Origin of the sequence: Paenibacillus sp. UNC499MF (assembly GCF_900107975.1) — a bacterium.
Lineage (GTDB): Bacteria > Bacillota > Bacilli > Paenibacillales > NBRC-103111 > Paenibacillus_F.
Map to the genome: position 1 here is coordinate 69880 of NZ_FNVF01000006.1, position 20019 is coordinate 89898.

At 55.7% G+C, this 20019-nt stretch carries 14 protein-coding genes; 5 read left to right on the forward strand and 9 right to left on the reverse strand.

The genetic code is table 11. The features are described from left to right. Positions 1-114 precede the first annotated feature (114 nt). The gene (locus tag C4S74_RS14630; RefSeq protein ID WP_103996039.1) at positions 115-5007 is read left to right on the forward strand and encodes an S-layer homology domain-containing protein; all 4893 of its coding nucleotides are present in this window, start codon (positions 115-117) and stop codon (positions 5005-5007) included. A gap of 160 nt (positions 5008-5167) precedes the next feature. On the opposite strand, the gene C4S74_RS14635 is transcribed toward C4S74_RS14630, so the two are convergent. After that, entirely contained in the window at positions 5168-5521 is a 354-nt protein-coding gene (locus C4S74_RS14635; RefSeq protein ID WP_258042487.1) for a hypothetical protein, read from the reverse strand. Between the two features lie 383 nt (positions 5522-5904). Between C4S74_RS14635 and aph(3')-IVa the strand changes: the two genes are divergently transcribed. Next, the gene (gene aph(3')-IVa, locus C4S74_RS14640; RefSeq protein WP_103996040.1) at positions 5905-6693 is read left to right on the forward strand and encodes an aminoglycoside O-phosphotransferase APH(3')-IVa; all 789 of its coding nucleotides are present in this window, start codon (positions 5905-5907) and stop codon (positions 6691-6693) included. 104 nt (positions 6694-6797) lie between these two features. Further along, the gene (locus C4S74_RS14645) at positions 6798-7313 is read left to right on the forward strand and encodes a DUF6886 family protein (protein WP_103996041.1); all 516 of its coding nucleotides are present in this window, start codon (positions 6798-6800) and stop codon (positions 7311-7313) included. 13 nt (positions 7314-7326) lie between these two features. Here C4S74_RS14645 and C4S74_RS14650 read toward each other — a convergent pair whose 3' ends face one another. From C4S74_RS14650 to C4S74_RS14660, 3 genes are read right to left on the reverse strand one after another with little or no spacing between them, the layout of a single operon-like run. Then, positions 7327-8463, reverse strand: a complete 1137-nt coding sequence (locus C4S74_RS14650) for a Ger(x)C family spore germination protein (RefSeq protein WP_103996042.1) — start codon at positions 8461-8463, stop codon at positions 7327-7329. Next, a complete protein-coding gene (locus tag C4S74_RS14655; RefSeq protein ID WP_258042488.1) occupies positions 8460-9941 on the reverse strand; it encodes a spore germination protein in 1482 nt (493 codons plus the stop codon). The genes C4S74_RS14650 and C4S74_RS14655 overlap by 4 nt, the downstream gene beginning before the upstream one ends. Then, positions 9941-11035, reverse strand: a complete 1095-nt coding sequence (locus tag C4S74_RS14660; protein WP_103996044.1) for an endospore germination permease — start codon at positions 11033-11035, stop codon at positions 9941-9943. Before C4S74_RS14660 ends, C4S74_RS14655 begins: the two co-directional genes overlap by 1 nt. Positions 11036-11338: 303 nt before the next feature. On the opposite strand from C4S74_RS14660, the gene C4S74_RS14665 reads away from it, so the two are divergent. After that, complete coding sequence (locus C4S74_RS14665; RefSeq protein WP_103996045.1) at positions 11339-11665, forward strand: antibiotic biosynthesis monooxygenase; 327 nt, start codon at positions 11339-11341, stop codon at positions 11663-11665. A gap of 376 nt (positions 11666-12041) precedes the next feature. Here the strand turns inward: C4S74_RS14665 and C4S74_RS14670 are convergent, their stop codons facing one another. The 5 genes from C4S74_RS14670 to C4S74_RS14690 all read right to left on the reverse strand — a co-directional run bounded on the left by C4S74_RS14670 (position 12042) and on the right by C4S74_RS14690 (position 18836). Continuing rightward, positions 12042-12584, reverse strand: coding sequence for a DUF1697 domain-containing protein (locus C4S74_RS14670; RefSeq protein ID WP_103996046.1), 543 nt, complete (start codon positions 12582-12584; stop codon positions 12042-12044). A gap of 196 nt (positions 12585-12780) precedes the next feature. Next, positions 12781-13656 carry a carbohydrate ABC transporter permease gene (locus C4S74_RS14675; RefSeq protein ID WP_258042489.1) on the reverse strand — a complete coding sequence of 292 codons (876 nt, stop codon included), beginning with the start codon at positions 13654-13656 and terminating at the stop codon, positions 12781-12783. A 12-nt stretch (positions 13657-13668) separates the two neighbouring features. After that, positions 13669-14601, reverse strand: a complete 933-nt coding sequence (locus C4S74_RS14680) for a carbohydrate ABC transporter permease (protein WP_103996047.1) — start codon at positions 14599-14601, stop codon at positions 13669-13671. Continuing rightward, positions 14598-15875 (reverse strand): sugar ABC transporter substrate-binding protein, encoded by a 1278-nt coding sequence (locus C4S74_RS14685; protein WP_103996048.1) that lies wholly within the window; start codon positions 15873-15875, stop codon positions 14598-14600. Before C4S74_RS14685 ends, C4S74_RS14680 begins: the two co-directional genes overlap by 4 nt. A gap of 231 nt (positions 15876-16106) precedes the next feature. Further along, positions 16107-18836 carry a helix-turn-helix domain-containing protein gene (locus C4S74_RS14690; RefSeq protein ID WP_103996049.1) on the reverse strand — a complete coding sequence of 910 codons (2730 nt, stop codon included), beginning with the start codon at positions 18834-18836 and terminating at the stop codon, positions 16107-16109. 190 nt (positions 18837-19026) lie between these two features. On the opposite strand from C4S74_RS14690, the gene C4S74_RS14695 reads away from it, so the two are divergent. Then, positions 19027-20010: a sugar ABC transporter permease gene (locus C4S74_RS14695; RefSeq protein WP_103996050.1), complete on the forward strand. Its 984-nt coding sequence runs from the start codon at positions 19027-19029 to the stop codon at positions 20008-20010. Positions 20011-20019: the final 9 nt, after the last annotated feature.

Below are 20019 nucleotides of genomic sequence, written 5' to 3' on the forward strand. Positions count from 1 at the left end.
GCATATCACATCCAGAATCATTCACATCCGGCAGCGGCTTACGAGCGGCTGCCGTTTTTTCTCCGGCTTCGGCCGGGTTCGACTCTAAACTTTGACCGAAAGAAGGGAGCCGTTATGAAAAGCTTGCTGCGCAAGTGGAATGGGATGATGATTATCGCTCTGGTCATTTCTTTGCTTTCCCCCGCATTTGGCAAAGTCTCGGCGCAAAGTCCGGGGCAGGACAGCGGAGGAAGTCAGCCGCAAGCCGGGGTGACGGACGAGGTGTATGTCCTGTCGCAGGACGGCGCGTTCCGGCTGCCGGTCGGGTACATCAACGTCAATGTCGATGCGCCGCCCCAGAAGACGAACTATGTGGCCCTGTTCACGAGCGGAGCCCAGGTGACGAATTCCTCGGGGAACGACCAAGTATTCGTCAAGAAAACGAATGCGGCCATCGCCGTGGATAAGCACGGACAGGTGATCCGCGTGATCGGTCCGACTGCTCTTCCGCCGACAGGCTCCACGTGGGAGGAGAGCCAGAACCTGCCCGTTCCGGAGGGCGGATATGTGCTGCTTGCAAGCGACTCTTCCTGGGGGACATCCGTAACCCGGAAGCCGCTTTTCGAGCATTACAAAACCGGAGACACCGTGTCTTTGCATAAAGGGGGAAAAGTTGTGCACGCAGGTGATTTTCTGAACCCGGACCCCGGCCTGAATCTGGCGACGGCATCGGGTATGACGGTTACATCGCCTGATTTTACGGTTTCGGGGCAGGTAATCCGCTACGGAAGCGGACAAGGGATTTCTCTGACCGTAAACGGAGCAGCGGCCTCGCTAAATGCGGACGGAACCTTTCAAAGCCCGGTCCGGCTGACGGCGGGAACGAACGCGATACCCGTCAGGCTGCTGAAAGACGGCCGGGAAATCGTTTCGTCCACGATAACGGTGACGTATAACGACGCTCAGCAGCCGGCTGACCGGATCGAAGTCGAGGCGGCGCCGATCGACATTACGATCAGCATCGAAGGCCCGCGCCACGTGATCGGATACGTAGACCAGGATATCGCCGGAATCGACGACACCGTGGCACTCTTCACGAACGATTGGGGGCCGCAGGTTACCGTTCCCCAGTTTAATGTTGCAGTGCAGGTGGATGCGGGGAGCAAGGTGACAAAGGTCATCAACCCTTCGATAGACGGCAAAACGCCGGCCTGGACCGGTCCCACGGACCTTGAAATTCCGCCCGGCGGCTATGTGCTGGTCGCCCAGGATACGAGCTACGCCAGCAAAAACATCAAGAAATATTTGGCGACGTATTTCAAAGCCGGAGATGCGATCAAGCTCCGCAAGAACGGCTTCGCGGTCCCGGTCAAGGAGCTGATGGGAGCGGGCGGGCCGATTGCCCGGCTGAAGCTGGACAATTACGCGATGTATACGGAAACGAAGCCGTCCACCGAGCTTTCCGGAACGATTACGAATATGGACGATCCTGCGAAAATCGCGTTGACGGTCAACGGAACCCCGCTTCCGTTCGGTCCCGACGGAAAGTTCAAAACTTCGTACACGCTTGCAGAGGGCATCAATTATTTGGATCTCGTCGTTACGAAAGAAGGCAGGGAGCAGGACTCCAAAGATCTCGTCGTCTACAGCCGTCCGGGCTTTTCGACCGAGAAGAAGGTGATTCTGTGGGTCGACCAGGCCGCGAATGCGAGAAAATTCCAAACCGCCGACAACGTGGATAATTTTTTGCGGACCGCGAAAGAGAACGGCGTGACTTCTGTCGTGTTTGACGTGAAAGGAGTGGAGGGGTACGTCTCGTACAAGAAAAGCACCCTGACCGGCCGTCCGTACGTAAGCGCGATTACAGCGCCCGAAAAAGCGGGCTCCAATCCGGATCTGGATCTGCTCCAGGAATTTATCCGCGGCAGCCGCGAACTGGGACTCGATATCCACGTCGCCTTTAACATTTTCGCGGAGGGGTCGATCGCCAGCAATGAATATGCCGTGCTGAACAGTCATCTCGACTGGGAAGAGCGTGTGTACAATGCGGCGGACAAAGGGCAGATCAAGCGGCTTCGCGAATCCGCCAAGCAGGGCGCCGTCGCATTCGTGAACCCGTCCAATGACGGGGTGCGCGATTTCCAACTGAAAACGATCGAAGAAGTGCTGCAAAATTACGACGTGGACGGCGTCGTACTGGATCGTGCCCGATATGACAACGAAAGCGCGGATTTCAGCGACGTGACGAAAGCCAAGTTCGAATCGTTCCTCGGCGCCCGCGGCAAGCAGCTCCGGAATTGGCCGGACGACGTATTCACGTACGCGGGTAACGTGCGCAAAGACGGTCCTCTTATCCGCGACTGGTGGGAATTCCGGTCGAAAACGATCAAAAGCTTTACGTCTGAAGTCAGGCAGCTGGCCGACCGATATAAGACGGAAAAAGGCAAAAAAATCGAAGTGTCCGCCTACGTGGGCTCCTGGTTCGAATCGTATTACCTGAACGGCGTACACTGGGGCAGCACGGAATTCCGTTACGACGAGCGTCTGCGGATGAAGGACGAATCCGTATACACGCCGGGTTATTATGAAAGCGGCTATGTGAAAAATCTCGATTTCATCATGATCGGCGCCTATCAGACAACGGCTCCCGAAATCGAGCATTACATTACGCTCGGAAACATCGTCACGAACGGGGAAGTGCCGCTCTACGCCGGCATCGCCCTCACGAATGTGCAGGAACCGGCTCTCCAACGTGACGTGTTCCAGGCGGGCCTGGAAAATACGCACGGGCTTATGCTTTTCGACGCGTCTCAGGTGAACTGGCACGTAGCCGGAGCGGCCCTGCGCAATCTCGTTTACGTAAGAGACTATCAGCTCGGCATCTCCCTTCCGGACTCGCCCGATTCGTTCCTGGAGGGTAGCTACTATAATACCAATTTGATCGAAAATAACATCGGCGTGCTCACGGATACTTTCGGCTATTCGACCGGCAACAGCCGCTTCGGCGTGGAAGCGGTCGTGGACAGCTCCGGCAAAGTGACGTCCGTGCCGAACAAAACCCAGGCCATGACGTGGAACTGGGCCAAGCCGCAAGAAACGAACAGTGTCATCCCGAAAGGCGGATTCGTCGTATCGACGCTTGACGCTTCCGGCATCCGCACCAAGCGGCAGCTCGTCGCGAATGCTTACGAGACCGGCGACTCCGTGCGGGCGGCGGCCCTCAGCGGCTTCCTCGCGTATGAGGGGCTTAGAACTTCCGCCGACAGTGTGACCTTCCGGGGCAAGGTAGACGTTCTGGGCCCGGGCAAGGCGGCCGTTACCGTAAACGGGCAGGAGGCGGCTCTCCGGCAAGACGGAACGTTCCAGGCCGAAACAGCCATTCGTCCGGGGGCGAATCCGGTGGTCGTTACCGTCCGTGTGGACGGGTTCAAAACGAACGAGAAGACCGTTACGATTATCGGGGACGAAGCGGCGGTAAAATCGTTGAAGCTGGCCCGTGACTCTTACAGCCTGGGTAAGGGCGACAACGTCCAGCTCGCCGTCACCGCCGAATACAAGCATTCCAGCGCGGACGTGACGGGGCAGGCGTCTTATGTCTCTCTCGACCCGGCTGTTGTCTCCATAGACGCTGCCGGACGAATCACCGCTTTGCGGGAAGGAAGCGGCACGGTGCAGACGGCCTACGAAGGACATACCGCGCTGGCCCGGGTGAACGTAAGCCCGGGCAGCACGGGAGGCGGATCGGATACGGACCCGGGCTCCGGCACGGATTCCGGGTCCGGGAGCGGTTCCGCCGGAGGAGGAGGCACGTCCCCGTCCGGGCCGGAACGCACGTCGGTGACGGAGACGAAAGGTTCCGACGGACGGAACCTGACGCTCGTCTCGGCCGATGCCGGCGTTATGGAAGCCGAGATTGCGGCGCTGCAGGGAAAGGCGGACCCGGTCCTTTCCTACGCCATTCCCGGCAGCGGGCCGGCAGGCACCGTATCACTGCCGGGCGGGGCGCTCCGCAAGGCGGCCGCCGGATCACCAGACGCGATTCTCAGCGTATCCTCGCATCTCGGCGCCATCGAGATCCCGGCGGGGCTGCTGGCGGCGCACATTCCCGCGGACGGCAGCTTCGATCTGCTTGTGGCGATCGGGCTGACTCCCGGGGACGAGGCCGCAAAGCTATCCGCCCGGGCGGCGAAAGAGGGCATGCGGGTACAAGGCATGCCGGTTGATTTCCGGGTTTTCCTCACGGCCGGTGGGGAAACGAAGGAAATCGGCGCTTTCGGAAGCTACGTCCGAAGGAGCGTAAACCTGTCCGAAGCGCTCGATCCTGACCGCGCCACGGCGATGGAAGCGGACCCGGCTACCGGAGAGCTGCGCTTCGTGCCGTCCCGCTTCGAATCGTCCGGGGGCTCGCACCGGGCCGTAATCCGCGACAGAAGGGGCGGCACGTACGCGGCGGTTACCTCCGCTGTCGGCTTCTCCGATCTTGCCGCCCACTGGTCGCGGAAGGATGTCGAGCTGCTGGCCGCGAAGCGTATCGTCGACGGCATGGAGGCCGGCGTCTTCTCGCCGGACGAAGCGCTGACGCGGGCGCAGTTCACGGCTCTGCTGACGCGGGCCCTTGCGCTCGACCCGGCGCCCGCCGCGGCAGGCTTCACCGACATTGCCGGTGACGCGTGGTATGCCGGCCCGGTCGGCGCCGCCGTTCAGGCCCGGCTCGCCGACGGCTTCGAGACCGGGGAGTTCCGCCCCGGGGAGGTGCTGACACGCGAGCAGATGAGCGTGATGCTCATGCGCGCCGCGAAGCTGGCCGGTGTCCGGACGGAGGAGAACTCCGCGGCGGGTGTTCTTGAGGTCTTCGCGGACCGAGGCGATATCTCCGGCTGGGCGGAAGGCGCCGTCTCGCAGGCGGTGGAAGCCGGCCTGCTGTACGGGCGCGGGGACGGTCTCTTCGTGCCCGGAGGAAAGACTACCCGCGCGGAAGGCGCGGCTGTGCTGAAACGGCTGCTGCAAACGGCCGGATTCGTGAACTAGGCGCATTTGCCGGCGCTTGAATTTAAGTGTTTCCTTAAGATTAGATTCAGGTCTCTGGCTAAAACCGCATGCAGAGTTTTGCGGCACGCGTGCCCGTTTAAACCCGGAAAGGCGCATACCTCCAAGGTATGCGCCTTTTTAGTATCCCTTTTTCAGCCGATCATGAAGTTACTCCGTTTTTTGCAGTTCTTTTTTCGATCAGCAGGAGGAGCGGGTACAACACGACCAAGAACAGGCTGACATACAGCGACATTTCAAAAAAAGATTTAAAACGCGCCGTAGACCAGTTTCCTTCTCCAATGATCCAATAGGCCACATCGTTGGCTATTCCGATTCCATCAGTTGCTTCCGGAATCAGACTTTGGGTATAATTTTGCGATAGACCGATGGCGGCGACCAGCGCACAAAAAAGCAGCATGAGTACAGTGTTCGAGTAAACGGCATTCACTTTCGCTTTCTTCATGACAACCGCCCAGATCGTTGCAGCGATGAGGCAGACAACAGAATACAGCAAGCGGGAAACCTCCTTGGGAAATGATGTTTTCATTAGTATAGCAAGACAGGAGCGGACGTCCTATTATAAAGATTTCTAAATCTAAACTCTGGAAAACGGCACTTAAAAAGGAATTTTGTTCCTGACGGCGAATAGGAGTAATTTCCGTTCAAAGGCGGATCATCTTGGAACCGCAGCCGGACACTATCGTAGGAAAAAGCGTGTAGCGAAGCATCCTGGTAAATTTTGTTACAGGAACGAAATCGTGCGGTTTCGAATGCGGCATGAGTGCCAAATGGATGCCGCATGAGTGCCGCATGAGTGCTGCATAAGTGCCGCATGAGTGCTGCATAAGTGCCGCATCTACATTCATATCTCATGAAGTCTTAAGGAGGAACCAACAGATGAACGAGAATATGCGCAACTGGCCGGAGGAGCTTGTCGAGCTTCTCGGGCAGACGGAATTGACTGTGAACAAAACCGGCTATTCGGGGGATCATGTTTATCACGTGAAGGAGTACAGGGGCGCCCCCGCTTTTCTCAAAATCGCCCCGAGCGTCTGGTGGAGAACCCTCCGGCCGGAAATCGAAGCACTTGCCTGGCTGGACGGGAAGCTCCCGGTCCCCAAGGTTTTATACACGGCGGAACACGGCGGGATGGATTACTTGCTGATGGAGGCGCTGTCCGGAAAAGACGGTTCCCACGAAGCGATCCAAGGTAAGCCAGAGTTCTTCGTGAAGCTTTACGCGGAAAGCCTCCGCCGCATTCACAGCCTGGATATCCGCGATTGTCCGCTTGCTAACGGCTTGGATAAGAAGCTGCGCGATGCGAAAAGATTAGTCGACGAGCGCATGGTGGATCCGGCCGAAATAAAAGAGGAGTACGACTGCACGCCGGAGGAACTGTACCGCATTTTGCTCGCCGATAAGCCGGGAACCGACGATCCGGTTTTTGCGCATGGAGATTACTGTCCCCCTAATCTGATTATCGACGGAGAAAAGCTGTCGGGATTTATCGACCTCGGACGAGCGGGTGTGGCGGATCGTTATCAGGACATCGGCCTGGCAATCCGGAGCCTCCGGCACGATTACGGCGATGACCGCTATAAGGCCCTCTTCCTGGAACATTACGGTCTTACCGGACTAGACGAAGACAAAGTCGAGTATTACATCCGGCTGGATGAATTTTTTTGACAGACCGGAAGAAGACGCACAAATGTATCCGGATCTTTTCCGTACAAAAAAGCGAAACCGCAGCGGATCGAAACCGGTTTCCGTTACAAAAGGAGGCAGTCCGGATGCTGTATCATTTCAGCGAAGAACCTGATATCGCGGCCTTCCTCCCGCGAAAGCCGCCGGCGCGGGAAGATCTTCCTCCCGTCGTCTGGGCGGTGGACGAAGCTCATGCGCATTTATACTACTTTCCGCGGGAATGTCCGCGAATCGTGTATAAGCTTTCCGGTGATGTCACGGAGGAAGACAAACGGCTTCTTTTCGGGCCGGCCGCCTCGGATACGGTCATTGCGATAGAGAGCGCCTGGCTGGAGCGGCTGAGGGAAACCGTTCTGTACCGGTACACCTTCGAGGAACGGGATTTCCGTTTGTTCGATGCGACAGCGGGCTATTACATAACCGAACGTCAGGTAACGCCTGTATCGGTCGTGCGCGAAGAGAATTTGCTGGCCAAGCTGTCGGCAACGGGCGCGGAACTGCGGATCGTGCCGGATCTTCATCCTCTGCGCGATGCACTGTTGGCTTCGTCCGTTTCGCATTTTTCGATCATCCGTTTCCGCAACGCACAGCCTTCCCGGTAAAACCCGCGGAAGGCTATTTTCTTTCTTTATACTTGCCCGCATGCGTGATGTTCACTTTAACGTCGATTTTCCCGACAGAATCGGGGTCGAGCGGAAATTCTTTTCCTTTAAAATACGTTTTCCACATGTCCGGGTATTTACGGTAAAGCGTTTCGCTCAGTTTCAGGACATCGACCTTCTTGTCCAGTCCTTTCCGGAAGGACATCCGGATTTCGTTTTGGATTTCCGTCTCTGCCGCGGTTTCGATATCCTTATCTGACGCCGGTTTCCGGAATTCGTCGATAAACGCATCGATCTTTAAGGAAATGTTAAACCGTATTTTTTCATCCGCGATATGCGCGCTGACCGTATAGCTCGGATCTTCCAGAATAAGGGCGGCCAGAGGATGTTCTTTGGGGGCGTCCAAAGGTGTCCGCTCCAGTTTCGTTTGAAGCCAGCGGGCTCCTTTCAGATCTTCCTCGGACAGCCAGGCGGCATATTTATGATGATTGAAAAAATAAGCGCCGTTTATTTCGTACAAGGAGACTTTGGACTGATCTTCTTGCCATACGACGGAGTTGGCCGTTAAAGACGGAAGCATGGTTGAGTTTCCGGCTTCGTTCAGGTCGGCGATGAACTTGTACCCGTATACAGGCAGGATCAAAGACTTCTGGGCATAGTACTGCTCGGGCCGGGTCAATAAAGACTCCACCGGCGAAAAGTTCAGCATGGACGTCTGGGAAAGCAGTTTATCCAGCGGCTTGTTCGTTCCGTAGAACAAAATGTTGTAACGGATTTCGCGGTACCTGTTGAGCATATCGTAAACATCAGCAAGCCCTTTTTTCATCAAAGCTTCGCTTACGACGACGGCTTTGACATGTCCCCAGAACAACCGCAGCTGTGAAGTAGAGTAAATGGACGTAAGCGAGGCCGAAAGAGTTTTTCCTTCCCCTCGTCCGACCCAGATCGGAATGCGGGTTCCGACCTGGTTGTTTTCGCTTTTGGCAATATTCGAGAAGTTCAGGATCTGGACGTACGTGATATATTTCCCGTCCGCGTAATCAATGCCCAGAGCCGTGGCATAAGCCATCGTCTGGATATCCTTGGAGTTCCAGCAGCCGGTCAGCGACAGAAGAATAACCAGCCAGGCACACCTTTTCACGATGCTCACGGGTTGTCCTCCTTCATATGATCCTTGTCCCGCGTATGCAGATTTTTGGGCCTTCGGGTCATCAAAGACCAGGGGAGACGCATAAAGGCCGGCGCCCAGTTGCCGTAGATCGGCGGCGAAAACGGGGACAGGTAAGGGACGCCGAAAGATCTTAGTCTGGACAAATAAACAGTCACCAGAATAAGTCCCATAATGAGCCCGAACATGCCGAGTATGCAGGAGAGGAAGAACAGGAAGAACCGCACCAGACTGACGGCGGAGCTTAAATTCTGGTTGACCAGCGTGGCGTTGCTTACCGCCGTAATGGCCCCGACCACGACCACGGAGGGGGAAACGAGGCCCGCCCGTATGGCCGCGTCGCCGATAATGAGACCGCCCACGACGGTCAGAACCTGACCGATGGCGCTGGGCAGACGAATCCCGGCTTCGCGGAACACTTCCAGCAGGATGAGGAGGATCAGAAGCTCGAACTGCCCGGAGAAGGGCAGCCCCAGACGGGCGATGGTGATGGTCGCGAGCAGCCGGAACGGAACCTGGTCCTGGTGAAACGCCGCAAGCGACACCCAGAAACCCGGAAGAAGCACGCACAGGAAAATGCTCAGAATCCGGACCAGACGGGAAAACGACGTATAATAAAAATTCGTATGGAGATCCTCCGGCGATTTAATCTGCATGGCCATGGTCGAGGGAGCGATCAATACCATGGGATTGCCGTCGACAAGGAGGACGAACCGCCCGTTGAGGAGAGCGCTGACGGCAAAATCCGGCCTTCCGGTATAATCCATTAAGGGCATCAAGGAGAATTTCTGGTCCGTGACCAGCTCTTCAATTTGCGAAATGCTGAAGATGCCGTCCACGTCGATAGACTCCAGCCGGCTGCGCGCCTCAACCAGCAGTTCGGGCGAAAGGATGTCGCGGACATACATCAAAGCCACTTTGGTTCTCGTTCTCTTGCCGATCACGAATTTTTCGCAGCACAGCGTGTGGCTGCGGATTCTTTTGCGGATCAAGGCGGTGTTCGTAGAGAGAGTTTCCACAAAACCGTCCCTCGGGCCTTTAATGGATAGTTCCGTATTGGACTCTTCCGGGGAACGTTGGGGCAAACCGCCGATATTCATAAGAAAAGCCGCGTGCAGACCGGGGAAAACGAGGAGCAGTTTGCCTTCGAACAAGTTCTCAGAGATTGTCTCCGCCGTAGTGAGACCGTGAAAAGGAAGAAGCGGAAGGCAGGAGCTGAGTGCTGCCCCGGACATACGGAAGCCCCTGTCTTTGTCGAAGGCCATTTCCAGGGCGGGCAGTACCAGTTCGCCGATCAGCTGGCCGTTGATCGCTCCCTCGCTGTACAGCAGGAGGACTTCCGCTGAGTTTGAGTCTTGATCTCCGAATGTGTGGGTGAGCAGAACGATATCGTCGCTCTGGTTGAACAACTGCTTAAGCCGTTCCGCCGTCCATATGTCCATGCTGCCGCTCTGCGCCATCAGGAAGCCCCCTCCTTACCCGGTTTAGTTGTGACGGATATGACCGTCCATACGAAGAACGAACCCAGCAGCGCAATCAGAGAACCCGGGAAATAGTACCGCTGCATAAATTCATACAAGCTTTGCTGGGTAATCGGCAGCAGGGTCACGGCCAGATAGCTTAACGCCATGCCGACGATGAACCGGTTGCGGGATTTTGCCCGGCTGAAAGGAAGCAGATCCCCCAGCAGAAACAAGGATAATCCGATTCGGATCAACGTACCGGCCAGCCATTGAAATACGGAGAAAAAATCGACATGTTCGATCGTATCGCCCACTTTGACGAGACGCCACTGTTCATAGGGCGATTCCGCCTGCTTGGCGGCCTCCTCAGGACCGAATTCCGTAATGGCCCCGATGATCGGGCCCAGCATGATATGAATGAACATCAGGGCCAGGATAAGGAGCTGCCAGCTTTTGATCCTTTTTTTCAAATGCTGCTGAAGAGCGATAATCAGAATGAATTCCATAAAACCGCTGGCCGCGTAGAGCATCCCGTCCATCACGGGCTTCATACCGAATTCCAGCAGAGGAAATAACCGGTCGTATTCTTTGTTGGGCATGTTGGCGATCATGACGAAGTAACCCAGCACAATGACGAAAGGCAGAAGCACCCCCGCGCAGATGGCGATCGTCCGGAGCCCCGATACGGCGCAGTATGTGCAAACGGCGAGAAGAGCGAGGATCAGGGCAAATCGTGGAGTAGCCGGCAAATAATTCGTGACCGTCCAAATCCCCGTATGCAGAAGCGTCGTTAGCCCGATCAGGTAAATTTGCACATAAAGAGGGGCGATCAGAATCCACGAGACGACCGGATGCGTCCGCTGCGCCAGCCAAGGCTGGAGTTTCGTCTGCTCCGACTTTTTCATGAAGAAAACGAGAAGAAGACACCATGGAAGCAGAAACAAGGCGGAAAACAAGGGGACCAGCCAAGCGTCCCTGCCGGAGGCATCCATAACAAGGGGATTGAGAATGACATGATTCATGAGACCGTTCACGAGCAGGAGCAGCATAGAGAGCTGTAAAAACGTGATTCCTCTGCTGGTTTGTGCCATATGACCACCGCCTTTCCAAGTATAACGGTCCTGTTTCCAAGCCGCTTTCCTAGAGTTTGCAGAAAGTGGTAAATCTATGTCCTTCGCAGGCAGGTTATAGAAAAAATTACGGAAAAGGCGGACCGGAGGGGATTCCACATCGTAATATACCCCCTACTTTTGCCGAAGCGCATACTTCTTTTTACGAAAAAAGCGGGTTTAAGCCGTGCCCCGGCGGCCTGCGGAAGAGCCGATCAAATTGACAATGATAATCTTTATCAACTACAATGAAGGTATCATTCACAAATAAGGAAGTGTATCTTCATGTTCATTCAAACGAGATCCGTCGTAGTGGAAAAAGGGAATGCCGATCAGGTTGTCGAGCGTTTCAGCAAAGAAGGCGCCATTGACAGCCGCGAAGGTCTTATCGACGTCAGCGTAATGGTTAACCGTTCGAAGAAAGAGAACGAGGAAGTGCTGATCCTGATCCGCTGGGAATCGGAAGAAGCCTGGAAGAATTGGGAGAAGAGCGACGAGCATATTCAGGGGCACCGCGAGAAAAGAGGGCAGCCGAAGCCGGAGTATGTCATCTCTACCAGCGTTAATTCCTACGAGCTGAAAAAGAGAAAGATCGGCAAAGCAGGCCAATAAGCGCACCCGATGCACCCCGTGTGCATGTATATGTGTGTTCCGGAGAAGTGCAGCGAACCCGAACTGTGCCGGGTGCCGAGTCCGGGAGCTTCGGGAATCCGCCGGATGAAACAAAAAAAGCCGCCGATATCGGCGGCTTTTTCGTATTCACAAACTTGAATCCGCACCGTGCTAAGTGCCCATTTGCGGATTAGGCTGGCCCCGAGGAAGGCCGGATCAAGCTTTAGCGGGTCGGCGCAAGACGCGGTGACGGCCTGTGAGCAGAGCGTGTGCGGGTGTTCGGCGTCGCATGACGGTGGTCAGCCCCCCGTCCCGTCCCAACCCGTCCCACGGGAACCGGAGCAGGAGATAAGGCTGGCTTCGGAAATGTGACGTTTTAAAGGGTACGGGCCAACGCAAGCAGCTTGTTCATCGTGTTCCAATTCCGCGTCGTCACGGGTGTTTTCAGCTTTTGCAGGCTGCCGGCCACCTTGGAATCGCGGATGCTCTGATGAAACAGGAAGTAGATCTCGCGTCCGTTCACCCGGTATTCCTCCAGCGAAGGATCTGCCTCGGGGATACGCTTCAAATCTTCCGGCTCCGGCCGGTCTCCCAGCAGCGTCACGTAGATGCTCTCGCCTTCTTTCAAATTTGCCGCGTCATAAGGACAGCTTTGGATAATAGCTTCCCATTCTTCCGCCGTCCGTACAATAACGGAAACTCCGAAGCCGAATACAGCGGCGATTTTCTCCTCGATCCGCTCCCTCAGCGCTCTTTCCGAAATTTCCGGGTCTGACCCAAACAGGACGTTTCCGCTTTGAATATACGTTTTCACCGCGGCAAACCCCATCGCTTCGAACATGATTTTGAGTTCGGCCATTTTAATCAGCTTCTGTCCGCTTACGTTGATTCCTCTTAACAAGGCGAGGTACGTCGTCATGATTCAGCTCCGCTTCTTTTTTGATCCAGTATAGCATGTACCGGCCCGAAAGTGAGAGAGAACGGAGGGGCGCCGCTTGTTTCGAGCATACCGACGCAGATGGAAACCGGCTTAGTCATTGCGCTTCCGTTCCGTTTCTGTCTGTCTGAGACCGGGCAAAGCGATGATCGGTGCCGATAACCGGTAATCTCTTCGCTCAGCCTTTCGTACCCGTCATGGCGATTCCTTCGATAAAATAGCGCTGAAGGAAGATGAACATCAGAATCATCGGCAGGGTGGCAAGCAGAGCGCCGGCCATAAGCAGCGGATAGTCCGTCGTGTATTGGCCCTGGAAATTCGCGATGCCTACGGGCAGAACACGCATGCTGTCCGAGCTCGTCATGATGAGCGGGAAGAAGAAATCGTTCCAAGCCGCCAGAATGGTGAAAATGGCCAAGGCGACAAGCGCCGGTTTGGATAAAGGCAGATAGATGCGCCAATAGATGCCGAAGAGGCTGCAGCCGTCGATTTTGGCGGCTTCATCCAAATCTTTGGGGAGCCCCATAAAAAACTGGCGGAGCAGGAAGGTGCCGAAAGCGCTGAAGATACCCGGCACGATCAGCGCGTAGAACGTATCCAGCCATCTGAACTGCTGCATAAGAATAAAATTCGGGATGAGCACAACCTGGGAAGGCACCATAAGCACACTCAGCATCCCGATGAACAGCAAATTCTTGCCGGGAAAACGCAGCCGGGCAAAGGCGAAAGCCGCGAGCGAGCACAGAAGCAGCTGTCCGGCTGTGCGGGCGGCAGTAACGAGGATGGAGTTCAGGTAATAACGCCCGAAGTTGTTTTTCCCCCACACTTTCGTGAAGTTTTCAAACTGCCACGAGCCCGGTAAAATTTCGGGCGGTACTTTTAACGATTCGGGCAATGTTTTGAAGGAAGTCAGGATCATCCATAGAAAAGGGGCGACCATAACGACTCCGCCGGCGACTAACAACAAGTGGACAAGTAAGAGGCGGGACCTATCCCGCGAACCTGTCCTGACTGCTGCTCCTGCTGCCGGTTCTGCTGCCATTTTTACTGCCATCTCGGGACCCCCTTATTCGTAATGAACCCATTTTTTCTGGAAATACATCTGGATAAGCGTGATCAGCATTAGGACGACGGAGAGGACCCACGCCTGGGCGGAGGCATAGCCCAAATGGAAAAACTTAAAGCCCTGTTCCCAGATACTGAAAACGGCGGTTCTCGTATAAGTGAGCATGGACTGGTCTTTGCCCATCATCATGTAGATCAGGTCGAACACCTGGAGCGAGTTAATGAACGAGATGATAAGGACAAAAAAGAGACTCGGACTTAGCAGCGGGACCGTAATATGAACAAATTTGCGCCAGCTGCCGGCTCCGTCCAGAGAGGAAGCCTCGTAATAGGTTCTGGATATCCCCTGGAGACCCGACAATAAGATGATGGCATTGTATCCGACATTCATCCATACGCTGACAAGGATAATGCTGAGCAGCGCAATGTGCTCGTCAAACAGCCAGTTGGGCTGGGGGAGATGCAGAAAGCCGAGCACCTGGTTGATGAGGCCGTATTCCGAATTGTACAGCCAGCGCCAGACCATTCCCACGGCCACGGGCATCGTCACGACGGGGATGAAGAAGAGCGTCCGGTAAACCGTGAGCCCGCGGATCGGCTGGTTCAGCAGTACGGCGATCAAGGTCGCGCAGGCGATAGACAGAGGCACCGAGCCCGCTGTAAACAGGAAGGTGTTCCAGAGAGAACGGAGAAAATCCTCGTCCTTTGCCAGAGCGGCGAAATTATCGAAGCCGATAAAGGAAGCCCTGGACAATCCATCCCAGTCAAAGAAGGAAAGAACCAGCGAGCCAAGAGCGGGGAGGGTATAAAAGACCGCCAGTCCCAGCACGACCGGAGCAATAAAAAGATAAGCCCACATGGCCTCCCGGGCCGCCATACCGGAGCGTCCGGGCTTGAATTTCACGGTGGAGCGGTTGGGTCGTTCCGTGCTCATTTCGCCACCCCCTGTTCTTTTTCCAGCAGGATGTTCATTTTGGAAGCGATCCTGCCCGCGGCTTCTTCCACGCTTTTCCTCCCGCGCAAAGCCTCCAGGATTTCTTTAGTTTCAACCGTCTGCCATTCCGCGGTATATTTCGAAACGGGGTATGGAGCGGCATTTTCGATGCTGTCGACAAATACTTGCAGATTCAGCGACGGGATGGATTTCAGCCACTCGGCCTGGGCTTTCTCATAGGCCGGAATACTAAAGCCGGATTTAGCGAGAAGAGTCGATCCGTGTTCGCCGGCAAGCGCTTTCACTAAATCCCAGGCCGCTTGCTCATGTTCGGTATTCCGGTTCACCGCCCAGCTCAGACCATGCACGATGGTAGCTTTCCGCTTCCCACCGGGCAGCGGAGCAATGCCGAGTTTATCGCCAAGCATGCCGTGAAGCTCGGGCGCTTTGACCGAAATGGCCTGCACCATGGCTGCTTTGCCGGAGCCGAACATTTGCACGGGCTCTGTTTCGAGCTGCTGCCTGGCGTCCGGGGAGATGCCCTCGTCCGACAACTGCTTCAGCCAGTTCAAGGCGGCTATGGATTCCGGAAGATCGAAACCCGATTTTGTTTTATCGTCATTGATTATGTATCCGCCCGCCTGATGAATCAGGTTATAGTAACCGTCCTGGTTTGTAACGGGGGAGATGTAGCCGTATTGGCCTTTATCCTTGCGGGTAAGTTTGGCGCCCGTTTCCTTGAGCTTGTCCCAGTCCCAGGTTTCATCGGGATAAGGGATACCCGCCTCATCGAATAATTCTTTGTTGTAATACAGCGCGATGTCGTCCAGGAAATATGGAAGACCGTATAATTTCCCCTCGGTGGAGTACATATCGACGAGGGTTTTCGTGTAATCTTCCTTTTTTATGCCGTCGGCCGCCATCAGCGGGTCGAGCTCTTTTAATAAGTTAGCGCTTACATATTGGTAAAAGTTCGGGCCGTTCATCCAGAAAACATCGGGGCCGCTTTTGCCCGCCAGACTGGTACGCAGCTTGCTCCAGTAATCCGCGAACGGAGTATACGTGACCCGCACGTTTACGTTCGGATGGTCTTTTTTGTAGCTTTCTAGCGACTGGCGGATCACCTCCGACAAATTTTCGTCCCAGAGAGCCAGATCAAGCGTGATCGTACCGGCTCCGCCGGATGAGTCGGAGCCGGAACCGCAGCCGGGAAGCGGCAGCAGCGCCAAATGAGCACAGAATGCAAGCGTAACCGCTCTTTTGCGTGGGTTCATTTGTATTCCCCCTGTCCTGTTGAGTAATATCCGCTGATCGTACGGCTTGATGTGGTAAATAATTTCATCTTAAACCAACAAATATAAGAAATAATTAACCAATTCAATTTCGATTGAAACCCAGTTCTGGAAAAGAGGCCCTAAACAAGGGACGGGAGCTGCCGATGCGCACTATACCCGGACGCTCGTAGCGGCATTGCGCGGTAGTCTGTCGAGCCCTAAGGGTCTGAATTACAAACCGCCAACCTCCCCGCCGATGACATGTCTCTTGCGGTATTCACCGGGAGGAAGGCCCGTCATTTTCTTGAACATCCGGTTGAAGGAGGTGACGTTGCGGTAGCCGATTTTCACGCTGATCTCCTGCACGCTCAAACTTATATCGCCGAGCAGTTCTTTCGCCCTGCGGATGCGGATCGCGTTGAGCTGTTGGCTGAAGTTCGCACCCGTTTTCTCCTTGATATACACGGACAAGTAGGCAGCCGACAAGTTCAGCCGGTCGGCGAGAAGTTCAAGCGAAATATCGTCGGCGAACTTGTTTTGGAGCTCGTTCATCACGAATTCGATGACGGAATCCCGTTCTTCCCTGCCCGCAGCGATGGTTCGGGCTGCCTCTTTGAACAGCTGCGCGTAAAATTGCGCGAACTCATCCGGCGTAAAGCAGCTTCTCAGCAGGCGCAGGTAGCGCACCTGAAAGGGAAGGGCCACCTCCGGGCTGTGAGCGCTGGCGCTGGCCGCTTTGCTGGCCGAGTCGGGAGCTTCGCTTCCGATAAAGGTTGCCTCGCCAGGCGCGCCGGGACCTTCACCTTCGCCACGGGCCGCCTGGCCAGGCGCGCCTGGCTCGCCGCTTCCGGTGCGGGGCGCTCCGGAAGCCGCAGGGCCGGCTATGCCGCCGCTGCCGCCGACTTCCGCCATATCCCCCGGTGAAGTCAGCGGAATAGGGCGGGGGGCCTTGCCTGTCCCCGTCATATTCCTTGGCATAGCCGGGGGAATAAGGCGGGAAGCGCCGCCGCTCTGCATCATATTCCCAGGCGAATTCCGGGGAATAGTGCCTGCGGCACCGGCTTCGGCGTCCTTGCCGCCCGCTCTGTCCGGCGTTTCCGCCGCCGGTGCCTCCGGGTCAGCCGCGGCGTCCTCGCTCTGCGGCGCCGCTGCGTCCGTACCGGCGTGGCGGTACGGCTCGACCGCTCTCGCGGCGCGGAGCAGGATGCTCTCGGCGATCTGCCGGTACTGCGCGAGTCCGGCTTCTTTCTTCTCCATCTGCTCCAGGATGCGTTCCGTCAGCGACACGCAGTGGGCGAGATTTCCCGCCTGGATGTGCTGGAACAGCTCCTGCTCCCGGGCAGCGTTCAGCGCATAGGGAGGCGGCACGCGGTGGCTGCGGATGATCTGGCACTCGTCCAGAGGCCGGGCCTGCTGCGCCATTTCCAGCGCCTGCCTGTAGGCGGCGTTGAACTGGCCCGAACCTTGGTGAACCGAACCGACGGCGAGCGTGACGAGAAAATAAGCTTTGTCCCGGTCGAGGATAGGTTTCAGCTTCTCCAGCGCTTCCCTGAGTTTTTCCGGCTCGTCATCGCCTTTGACAAATGTCAAAATCTGATTTGTATCGATCTGGAACGTGTGCGAATGGGGAAGATGCTCGGTCATGACAACGTTGATATACTCCCGGATGTAGTAGGCGATCCGGTCCGGCCGCGAATGGTTTTCGTGAATGGTCCCCTCTTTGAAATGAAGCTGGGCGAGCACCAGAAAGAACGGGTCATCCATTTCGGCGATGTCCTGCCAGTCGCTGATGTCGGATGTAATCGCTTTCAATTTATTGATATAGCCGAAGCTGGTCAGAAGCGACTTTTTTCCGAGAAGCTCCTTCCGGACGGCTTCTTTTTCCTGCATCAACTCGTGGATGTTTTGATGGATCAGGTCGAATTCGCGGATCGCGTTCTTCGGCCGTACAGGGTCCCGGCTCACAATGGAGCTGAGCATCTGCTTGAGGGGCCTGTGAATTCGGCGGCTGAAGAAGAGCGAGGCCGCAATGCCGAGCACAAGGGCGGCGGCAAATATAAGCAGCAGCGTCAGGCTCGCGTTGCGCACTTTAGCCGTAATATTCGCGTACGGCAGCGCCGTGACATACGTGAGCCGGGTGAGCGGGTCTTTTTCGGCAAAAAAATACGTGCCGCCCGCTTTCGCATACCCGGCTCCATCCGGATCGAAGGACGGGATATCTCCGGCGCCGAAGGCGGATGAAGAACGGTACAGCAGGGAGCCGTCTTCCCGGAGAATCATAAACTCGCGGCTGTCTCCGGGTCCGTAGAACGCTTCCTGCAGAGCGCGGGCGTCCAGGAGGGCGACCACCTGGTAATTGGAGCCGGGCATGCGGAACGAGAACGGGATCAGCTCTACGTCCACCGACGAGTTCAAGGTCGTCACGTTGAAAGACGACTGCGGATGCAGCGCATAGTTCCCGCTTCGGGCAAACTGTTCCTTCCAATAAGCGAGCGGATAATCCGCGCTCCGGTAGAAGCGTTCGAACAGCATGGGCGCGTTCACGCTGCCTTCTTTCTCCAGGATCAATGAATGGGAATCGTAATACACCAGCAGGTTATTCAGATAAAACATCGGATTATACGCCTGGGCGCGGACCGTTCTGAGCACTTCGGATGCCTTCCAGTATTCGATGTCCGGTTCCGCTTTCGTCAGCAGCTGGCGGTTGAACGCCACGAGCGCTTCGTTCGAGTACAGGTCGAAAAGCATCGTTTTGATCCGTTCGAAATGGGTCTCGTACCGTTCGGCCGTATTTTTAAGCATCAGCCGGTTGTACTGGATAATTTCGTTTTGCATGCTTTTGTTAAAGAAATAAACGGACACTCCGTTAAAAACGGAAAACAGCAGCAGAATGCCGAGAAAGCTGAAAAATAGTTTGTAGACCAGCGAATGCCGGTTAAGCAGGACCCGTTTCAAGCGCATCAAGCTCCCTTTCCGTGTTGTCTTCTTATTTTATCCAAAGAACGCCGGGGGACAAATAAGCCTTTTTTTAGATTCTTATCTTTTTTTTATGCGGCGAATCTGGGGCCAAGGAGATAAAGAAGTGTAAATACCCGGCGGCGGCCCCGTTTGCTATGCTCCGGAAAGAATACATGAAAAGTGGGGTGGGGATTTGTCACAAGAAGCGTCATCGCCGCAAACAGCGGCTCCGTCATCAGCCCCGGCCGCTCCGGCCGTACGTAAACGGAAACGATCCGCGGTCTTTAAACGGGTCCGGAGAAACTGGGATCTGTATCTGCTTATTTTACCGGTCCTCGTGTTTTTCCTGGTCTTCGAGTATTTTCCCATGTACGGCGTACAAATTGCCTTTAAAAATTTTATCGCGACCAAAGGAATCTGGGGCAGCCCCTGGGTGGGCTTCAAACATTTCGAGCGGTTCTTCGAAAGCTATTATTTCTGGCGGCTGTTGACCAACACGCTGGGCATCGGTCTCTATCAGCTCGTCGTCGGGTTTCCGGTTCCGATTATTCTGGCGCTGATGATCAATGAAGTCCGCTCCAAAAAGTTCAGCAAGTTCGTCCAGACGGTCACGTACGCGCCCCATTTTCTGTCGACGGTCGTTCTGGTGGGGATGGTGTTTATATTCCTCTCGCCGCAGACCGGTCTGCTGAATATGGCCGTGACGTGGTTCCGGGGGGAACCGGTTAACTTTCTGACCGATCCCGGCTGGTTCAAAAGCGTCTACGTCCTGTCCGGCGTCTGGCAGCAGATGGGCTGGAGTTCCATCATTTACCTGGCCGCCCTCACGGGGATCGATCCGCAGCTTCACGAGGCGGCAAGAGTCGACGGGGCAAGCCGCTGGCAGCGCATCCTGCATATCAATCTGCCGGGCATTATGCCGACGGTCACCATTTTGCTCATTCTCAATATGGGATCGCTGCTCGGCGTCGGGTTCGAGAAAGTGTATCTGATGCAGAACTCGCTGAACATGCAGGCGTCCGACGTCATTTCCACGCATGTGTACCAGAAAGGGATTATCGACGGTCAATACAGCTATTCGGCGGCGGTCGGCCTGTTTAATTCCGTCATCAATTTTATTCTTCTGCTGACCGTGAACCGGATCGCCCGCAAAGTCAGCAGCACCAGCTTGTGGTAGAAAGGAGGA

Excerpts from the sequence above, each read along its gene's own strand:
- C4S74_RS14630 (WP_103996039.1), top strand. The coding sequence starts at position 115 with ATGAAAAGCTTGCTGCGCAAGTGGAATGGGATGATGATTATCGCTCTG.
- C4S74_RS14645 (WP_103996041.1), top strand. The coding sequence starts at position 6,798 with ATGCTGTATCATTTCAGCGAAGAACCTGATATCGCGGCCTTCCTCCCG.
- C4S74_RS14655 (WP_258042488.1), bottom strand. The coding sequence starts at position 9,941 with ATGGCGCAGAGCGGCAGCATGGACATATGGACGGCGGAACGGCTTAAG.
- C4S74_RS14660 (WP_103996044.1), bottom strand. The coding sequence starts at position 11,035 with ATGGCACAAACCAGCAGAGGAATCACGTTTTTACAGCTCTCTATGCTG.
- C4S74_RS14665 (WP_103996045.1), top strand. The coding sequence starts at position 11,339 with ATGTTCATTCAAACGAGATCCGTCGTAGTGGAAAAAGGGAATGCCGAT.
- C4S74_RS14670 (WP_103996046.1), bottom strand. The coding sequence starts at position 12,584 with ATGACGACGTACCTCGCCTTGTTAAGAGGAATCAACGTAAGCGGACAG.
- C4S74_RS14675 (WP_258042489.1), bottom strand. The coding sequence starts at position 13,656 with ATGGCAGTAAAAATGGCAGCAGAACCGGCAGCAGGAGCAGCAGTCAGG.
- C4S74_RS14680 (WP_103996047.1), bottom strand. The coding sequence starts at position 14,601 with ATGAGCACGGAACGACCCAACCGCTCCACCGTGAAATTCAAGCCCGGA.
- C4S74_RS14685 (WP_103996048.1), bottom strand. The coding sequence starts at position 15,875 with ATGAACCCACGCAAAAGAGCGGTTACGCTTGCATTCTGTGCTCATTTG.
- C4S74_RS14690 (WP_103996049.1), bottom strand. The coding sequence starts at position 18,836 with ATGCGCTTGAAACGGGTCCTGCTTAACCGGCATTCGCTGGTCTACAAA.